The sequence below is a fragment of the Streptosporangiales bacterium genome (genome assembly GCA_009379955.1).
Taxonomy (GTDB): domain Bacteria; phylum Actinomycetota; class Actinomycetes; order Streptosporangiales; family WHST01; genus WHST01.
Genome location: WHST01000026.1, coordinates 51,487 through 59,164 on the forward strand (window position 1 = coordinate 51,487; position 7,678 = coordinate 59,164).

Consider the following 7,678-nt stretch of genomic DNA (forward strand, 5'->3'; position numbering starts at 1 on the left):
TTCGACGGAGGGCCGCGCTGTGGACGAGGCCGAGCACTGGCGGCGGGCCGGACGCCTCCTGGTCGCCAAGGCCGTCGCCGAGCTCGGCTACGAGGAGCTGCTCCGCCCCGAACCCGACGCCGCGGGCTACCGCGTGGCAGGCCACACCTTCGCCGCGACCCGCGGCGGATGTGGGCACTGGACCGTCGACCCCCACTCCGTACGCCGCGACGGAGCCGAGGCCACCGACCCCGTCCGCTTCCTCCTCGACGCCGCCCCCGCGCTCGGCCTCGACGGGCTCCGGCTCGCCGAGGCGGTCGACGAGATGACCGCGACCTGGGCGGCGGACGCCCGGCTGCTCGCGACGACGCCGACCGCCGCCGCCCTCGCCGACGCCGGGACGGCCGAGCTCGAGTCGTGGCAGCAGGGGCACCCGGGCATGGTGCTCAACAAGGGGCGGCTCGGCTTCTCGGCCGCCGACGCCGCGGCGTACGCACCCGAGTCCGGCCGTACCTTCTGCCTGCCGTGGATCGCGGTCGACGAGAGCCTGGCGGGCCACCACGGGGTGCCGGCCGACCGGCTGCTCGCCGAGGAGCTCGACGACGACACCCGCGCGCGGTTCTCCGCCGCGTGCCCGCGTCCCGGCCACGTCTGGCTGCCGGTCCACCCGTACCACCTCGATCACGTGGTGCGCACGCTGTTCGCGCCGTACCTCGCCGACGGGCGCGTCGTGGAGCTCGGTGAGGCGCCCGACGCGTACCGTCCGCTGGCGTCCGTGCGCACGCTCGTCAACACCGACCACCCGTTGCGCAGGACCGTGAAGCTGCCGCTGCAGATCCGCAACACCCTCGTCTGGCGCGGCCTGCCCGCCGACACCACGGCCGAGGCGCCCGCCGTCACCGGCTGGCTGCGCGGCATCCGCGACGCGGACCCGTACCTGCGCGACGTCACGCGCTTCGACATCCTCGGCGAGGTGGCGTCCGTCGCGGTCACGCATCCGGCGTACGCCGAGGTGCCCGACGCGCCGTACCGCTACCACGAGCTGCTCGGCGCGGTGTGGCGCGAGCCCGTCGAGGCGCACCTCGCGGCCGGCGAGCGGGCACGCAGCCTCGCCGGGCTGCTCCAGGTGGGCTCGGACGGACGCGCGCTGGTCATCGAGCTGGTCGACCGTTCCGGGCGCGACGCCACCGGCTGGCTCACCGGCCTCGCGCACGCGGTGCTGCCCGGTCTGCTGCACTTCCTGCACGCGTACGGCGTCGCGTTCTGCCCGCACGGCGAGAACACCGTGGTCGTGTACGACACCGACGGCGTGCCCGACCGCATCCTCGTCAAGGACCTCGCCGACGACGTCAACGTGCTGCCGTCGACCGAGGCGCCGCGGCTGCTGCTGCGCTGGCCGCACGAGGAGCTCGCCCACTCGATCCTCAGCGCCCTGGTCGCCGGCCACTTCAGGCACCTGGCGCCGCTGGTCGAGGAGCACCTCGGCGTGCCGGAGCAGGCGTTCTGGCGGCTGTTGCGCGCCGAGGTCGACGCGTACCGCGAGACGTTCCCCGCCACCGCGAGCGACCCGTACGGCCTCACCGCGGCGGAGTTCGGCCGGGTCGTGCTCAACACCGAGCAGCTGACCAGCGGCGCGTTCCACGACCGGGCCGAGAAGGACGAGGCGTTCGACGAGATCAGTGGCACGGTCCGCAACCCGTTGGCGGAGGTGTGACCGTGCCCTCCGCCGACCTGGCGAACCTACGCGGCCTGCTCGACGTCGTCGTCCACGCGCTCGCCGCCGGGTCGGCCGAGCGCGGCGGGCCTGCGCCGTCGACCACGCCGGAGGAGCTCGCCGCGTCCTGGCTCGACCTCGAGAACGTGCCCGACGAGGGTCTCGGCGCCGACGCGCTCGCCGACATCGTCCGCCGGTACGCGGCGGGCTCCGTCGACCCCGCGGATCCGGCGTGCGTCGCGCACCTGCAGCCGCCACCGCTGCCGATCGCCGTCGCGGCCGACGTGGCGATCTCGGCACTGAACCAGTCGCTCGACTCCTGGGACCAGGCGCCGGCGGGCACCTCCCTGGAGCCCCCGGTGATCCGCTCGCTCGCCGCACTCGTCGGGTACGACCCCGGCGTGGCCGGAGGTGTGGTCACCACCGGCGGCACCGAGTCGATGCTGATGGGCCTGCTGCTCGCCAGGGACCGTGGCACGGACGGCCGGCGCGCACGAGTGCTGTGCTCGGCGGCCGCTCACTTCTCCGTCGCGCGCAACGCCGGCTTCCTCGGCCTCGGCGAGGACAGCGTCGTGGTCGTGCCGACCGGAGCCGACCACCGGATGGACGCCGCCGGGCTGCGCGCGGCGCTCGCCACGGTCGAGGCGGGCGGTGAGCGTCCGGTCGCCGTCGTCGCGACCGCGGGCACGACCGACCTCGGCGCGATCGACCCGCTCCGCGAGGTCGCCGCGGCGGCCCGCGAGCACGGCGCCTGGCTGCACGCCGACGCGGCGTACGGCGGCGGGGCACTGTTCTCCCGCGCCCTCGCGCCGCTTCTCGACGGCATCGCGCTCGCCGACTCCGTCGGCCTCGACCTGCACAAGGTGGGCTGGCTGCCGGCCGCATCGGGGGTGTTCCTCGTCCGCGACGACGCCGCGTTCGCGCCGCTGGCCAGGAGCGTCGCCTACCTCAACGCGGCCGACGACGAGGAGGCCGGCTACCCGAGCCTGCTCGGCCACTCGCTGCGCACCACGAGACGCGCCGACGTCGTGCGCATCGCGGTCGTGCTGCGCGCACTCGGCCGCGACGGGCTCGGCGCGCGCGTCGACCGTTGCCACGCGCTGGCGGCGTACGCGGCCGACCGCGTGCAGGCGCACGACGACCTGGAGCTGTACGCCGACCCGGTGCTCACGACGGTGGTGTTCCGGCTCCGCGGCGGCGACCTCGTCAACGCGCAGGTACGGCGCGCGCTGCTGGCGTCGGGCCGGGCGGTCGTCGGCCGTACCGAGATCGGCGGCGCGGTGTGGCTCAAGCTCACACTGCTCAACCCGTCGACGGCGGAGTCGGACGTCGATGCCGTCCTCGACGCAGTCCGCGAGGCGGGGCGGTCATCATGACTGTGCCTCCCGCCGCCCTCCTCCGCTCCGCTCCTCGCTCGGTTGCACTGTGCCCATGCTCTGCACTACGGACCGCTGCGATGCCCACTCCGGAGGACGGCTCGTGACCGATGCGTTCGAGCACGCCGACCTCGTCGCCGCCGGCAACCTGCTGCGGTGCTGGGCGCGCGAGTGCGGTGCCGAGCCGGGCGACGAGCTGCGCATCCCGCTGCCCCGGGCGGGCACCGAGATCGTGGCGCCGGTGACGTACCGCTCGGCCACCGGCTGGCACCTGTTCGGTCCGGCACGCTTCGCGACCGGCCGCTCGGTCGACGCGACGACGCTGGCGGCTTTGCTCACCGCCGACCTGTCCGGTGACGCGGATTCGGTCGCGGACCTGGTGGGGCGGGTCGCCGACTCGACGCGGCGGATCGCGGCACACCACGCGTATCGGCAGCAACGTCCCCACGGCCCGCCAGGCACGCCGGCGTTCCTCACCGCCGAGCAGGCGCTCCTCGACGGGCATCCGTGGCATCCCGCGCCGAAGAGCCGCGAGGGCATCGGCGACGTCGCCGCGCGCGCGTACTCGCCCGAGCTGCGCGGGTCGTTCGCGCTGCACTGGTTCGCCGCCGCGTTCGACGTCGTGCGCTACGACTCCGCCGACGGGCGGCCGTCGAGCGCGCTGTTCGGCCACGGACCCGACGGCACGGCGCTCGTGCCCGCCCATCCCTGGCAGGCGCGCGACCTGCTCGACCGCCCGGCCGTCCGGTCTCTGCTCGACGACGGGCGACTGCGCTACCTCGGCCCCGACGGGCCGCCGTGGCATCCGACGAGCTCGTTGCGCACGGTCTACCGCGCCGGCGAGCCGGTCATGCTCAAGCTCTCGCTCGGTATGCGCATCACCAACTCCCGCAGGGAGAACCTGCGGGAGGAGCTGTTGCGCGGCACCGAGATCTGCCGGCTGCTCGACGCCGGACTCGCCGACCGCATCGCCGCCGCGCACCCGGCGTTCCGGCTGCTGCGCGACCCCGGCTGGCTCGCCGTCGAGCCGCACGAGACCGGCCTCAACCTGGTCGTCCGCGACAACCCGTTCGGGCGCACCGACGACGTCGCGTGCGTCGCCGGCCTGACCGCGCCCGGCGCGTTCGGCGCCGACTCGCGGCTGACCGCGATCGTGCGGCGTACGGCGGAACGCACCGGACGCACGACCGGCGACGTCGCGGCGGAGTGGTTCGGCCGGTATCTCGACGTGCTCGTGCTGCCGGTGCTCTGGCTGTACGGCACGTACGGCCTCGCCGTCGAGGCCCACCAGCAGAACACCCTCGTCGCGCTCGACGGGCAGGGCTGGCCGGTCGGGGGGTGGTACCGCGACAACCAGGGCTACTACCTCTCGGAGAAGCGCGCGCACGACGCGTACGCCCTGCTGCCGGGGCTCGGCACGCAGACCGACATCGTGACCGCCGACGCCGTGATCGACGAGCGGCTGACGTACTACCTCGGCGTGAACAACCTGCTCGGCGTGGTCGGTGCCCTCGGGTCGGCCGGGCTCGCCCGCGAGGACGACCTCCTCGCCGACGCGCGCCGCGCGCTGGAGCCGCTGGCCGACAGCGCGCCGCCGGCCGCGCTGCTGCTCGACGCGCCGACGCTGCGCGCGAAGGGAAACCTGCTCACCCGCGTCCACGGCCTCGACGAGCTCGTCGGTCCGGTCGAGACGCAGTCGGTGTACGTCGACGTGGCCAACCCCCTCGCGGAGGCGGGCGCGCGTGAGCACTGACACGTACGACGTCGTCGGGGTCGGCATCGGGCCGTTCAACCTGGCGCTGGCCGCCCTCGCCGACCCGCTCGGCCTGCGGGCCGCGTTCTTCGAGCGCGACGACACGTTCCGCTGGCACCCGGGCATGCTCATCGAGGGCACGACGCTGCAGGTGCCGTTCCTCGCCGACCTCGTCACGCTGGTCGACCCCACCAGTCGCTGGTCGTTCCTCTCCTACCTGCGCGCGCACGACAGGCTGTTCCCCTTCTACTTCGCCGAGCGCTTCCACGTCTCGCGGCACGAGTACGAGGACTACTGCCGCTGGGTCGCGACGGCGCTGCCGTCGTGCCGGTTCGGCAGCACCGTGGACTCCGTCCGATGGGACGGCACCGCGTTCACGGTCACCGCGGGCGGGACGTCGGTGCGGGCCGCGAACGTCGTCCTCGGTGTCGGCGCCGAGCCGACCGTCCCCGACCCGCTGCGCCCACTGCTCGGCGACGACGTCTTCCACGCAGCGGAGTACCTCCCGCGCGCCGACACGCTCGACGGTGCGTCCGACGTCACCGTGGTGGGCTCGGGCCAGTCGGGCGCCGAGGTGTTCCTCGACCTGCTGCGCCGTGGCTCGCGGTCGGGCACGCGGCTGCGCTGGCTCACCTCGTCGCCGGCGTTCGCGCCGATGGAGTACTCCAAGCTCGGCCTGGAGCACTTCACCCCCGCGTACACCGAGTACTTCCGCTCCCTCGACCGCGGGACGCGCGACGATCTCGTCCCCGCGCAGTGGCAGCTGCACAAGGCGATCAGCGCGGAGACGATCGCCGAGATCCACGATGTCCTGTACGAACGGCTCGTCGCCGGCACGGAGCCTGCTCCCCAGCTGCTGCCCAATGCCGAGGTCGTCACCGCCGACCGGCACGGCTCGCGGATCGAGCTGGGCTGCCGGCACCTGCAGCGCGACGAGGAGTTCGGCGTGACGACCGACAAGGTCGTGCTCGCCACCGGCTACGGCTCCGACGTCCCCACCTGCCTCACCCCGATGGCGGCGCTGATCCGCTGGGACGACCGCGGCCGCTTCGCCGTCGACGGCGACTACCGCGTCGCCGCCGACCCCGCCGTGACCGGCGGGCTGTACGTCCAGAACGCCGAGCTGCACACCCACGGCGTCGGCACGCCCGACCTCGGCCTCGGCGCCCACCGCGCGGCCGTCATCCTGAACGCGATCACCGGCCGCCAGGCGTATCGCCTGCCGCCACCGGACCGTACCGCCTTCACCACGTTCGGCACGCCGCCGCCCTGAGGCTCGCGGCCTCCGGGGCCAGGACCACAGCCGGGGACCCCACGCGGGGCCAGGACCACGACCGGGGACCCCACGCGGGGCCAGGACCACGACTGGGGACCCCACGCGGGGCGGCACACCCGATTAGCGGACGGTTAGCGGCCCGTCGCCATACTTCGTGCTCATGTGGAGACGACACGCCCTGCGCACCACCGCCCTCGCCGGCGCCCTGGCCACCGCCACCGTGCTGTCCGGCTGCGGGTTCCTGCCCGGGGACGGCCCCACGGAGCAGCGAAGCGCCACCCCGGCTCCCTGGGTACGCGGGGCGGAGTCGGTGGTCAGGGTGGAGTCCGTGGGCGACCGGTACATCGCTCTGCGGGTGACCGACGACAGGAGGTTCGAGCTGGTGTCGATCTCCGGGACGACCGGGCGTATCGAGAAGCGGCGCGCCATCGACCCGCTCGAGGACTGGGACCCCGAGGGCGGCTTCATCAGGCTGACGGCCGGCGGCGGGGCGCTCGCGTACGACCGCGAGACCGACATGCTCGACGTGCTCGACCCCGTGACGTTCGAGCCCCGCTGGTCCCACCGGGGGTACATCACCGACGTCACCGACTGCGGGCCGCACGTGTGCGTGACCGATGCCCAGGACGAGACCACCGTGCTCGACCAGGAGAACGGCGCGGAGCTCTGGTCGGTCGACGACGACTCCGTCTTCACCGTCGGTCAGCTGGTCAAGGTCTCCGATCCCGACGACTCGTCGCACCTGCGGGTCTCCGGTGTCGACCCCGACACGGGCAAGGTCCGCTGGAGCGACCAGCCCACCAAGCGGTTCGGCGACCGGGCCGACGGGTTCGGCTACCGGAGCGTCACCGACGACCGCGGGGTCGTCACGGCGGTCGACGACGACGGGCACCCGCTCGGCTTCTCGATGTACGACATGAGGACCGGCGAGCGACTGTGGAGCCGCACAGGCCTGGAGGCCGCCTCCCTTGGAGGCGAGGTCGTCGCCGTCGCACCCGACCGGCGCAGCCTCAGGTACCTCGACCCGGAGACCGGCAAGGACCGCTTCACCGTGCGGGCGCCTACCGGCCACACGTTCGCCGACGAGGCCGAGCAGGCGGTCGACACCGTCGGGAAGCCGTGGCTCGCCCTGCGCAAGACCGGCTCGAAGAAGGTCGCCTTCGCGCCCGTCGACGAGAAGCGGGGGGTGATCGGCGACGTCGACGCCGGTGCCTCGACCGTCGTCCTGTCCAGCGCCGCGCAGGCGCGCACGTTCCAGGTCGTCGTCGACGGCAAGACCGAGACGATCGAGAGCTCGAGCGGCTTCCGGGTCATGAGCGCGGGCACCGGCGAGCCGGCGGCGTGGTCGGGAGACGCGCCGCTGCCCGAGGCCGTCACGGCGGTCGGCGACCCGCACCCGTTCGCGATCGACGCCGAGGGCTTCCCGATCCTCGAACGCGTCGGCTGACCAACCTATGAGGTCGAAGTCAAGTCCGGGCTTGAGGTGAGCTTGGGCATGGTGGGCTGGCTCACCGGCTGGATGCCGCTGAGCTTGGTCGTGGGTGGATGGTGGTGCGTCGCTGCGGGCGGTGCCTCGCGCC

5 protein-coding genes are annotated in these 7,678 nt (G+C 74.0%); all 5 read left to right on the top strand.

Features of this window, described 5'->3' with window-relative positions; genetic code table 11:
- Positions 1-19: 19 nt before the first annotated feature.
- The 5 genes from GEV10_10650 to GEV10_10670 all read left to right on the top strand — a co-directional run bounded on the left by GEV10_10650 (position 20) and on the right by GEV10_10670 (position 7,545).
- Positions 20-1,693, top strand: a complete 1,674-nt coding sequence (locus GEV10_10650) for an IucA/IucC family siderophore biosynthesis protein (protein MQA78917.1) — start codon at positions 20-22, stop codon at positions 1,691-1,693.
- On the top strand, positions 1,690-3,069 hold the full coding sequence (locus GEV10_10655; GenBank protein MQA78918.1) for an aminotransferase class V-fold PLP-dependent enzyme: 1,380 nt from the start codon (positions 1,690-1,692) through the stop codon (positions 3,067-3,069). Before GEV10_10650 ends, GEV10_10655 begins: the two co-directional genes overlap by 4 nt.
- A 55-nt stretch (positions 3,070-3,124) precedes the next feature.
- Positions 3,125-4,822, top strand: coding sequence for a siderophore biosynthesis protein (locus GEV10_10660; protein MQA78919.1), 1,698 nt, complete (start codon positions 3,125-3,127; stop codon positions 4,820-4,822).
- Positions 4,812-6,095 (top strand): SidA/IucD/PvdA family monooxygenase, encoded by a 1,284-nt coding sequence (locus tag GEV10_10665; GenBank protein ID MQA78920.1) that lies wholly within the window; start codon positions 4,812-4,814, stop codon positions 6,093-6,095. Before GEV10_10660 ends, GEV10_10665 begins: the two co-directional genes overlap by 11 nt.
- Positions 6,096-6,258: 163 nt before the next feature.
- Positions 6,259-7,545: a PQQ-binding-like beta-propeller repeat protein gene (locus GEV10_10670; GenBank protein ID MQA78921.1), complete on the top strand. Its 1,287-nt coding sequence runs from the start codon at positions 6,259-6,261 to the stop codon at positions 7,543-7,545.
- The last annotated feature ends 133 nt before the right edge of the window (positions 7,546-7,678 follow it).

Coding starts and splice junctions, on each gene's coding strand:
- GEV10_10660 (MQA78919.1), top strand. CDS start 3,125: ATGCTCTGCACTACGGACCGCTGCGATGCCCACTCCGGAGGACGGCTC.
- GEV10_10670 (MQA78921.1), top strand. CDS start 6,259: ATGTGGAGACGACACGCCCTGCGCACCACCGCCCTCGCCGGCGCCCTG.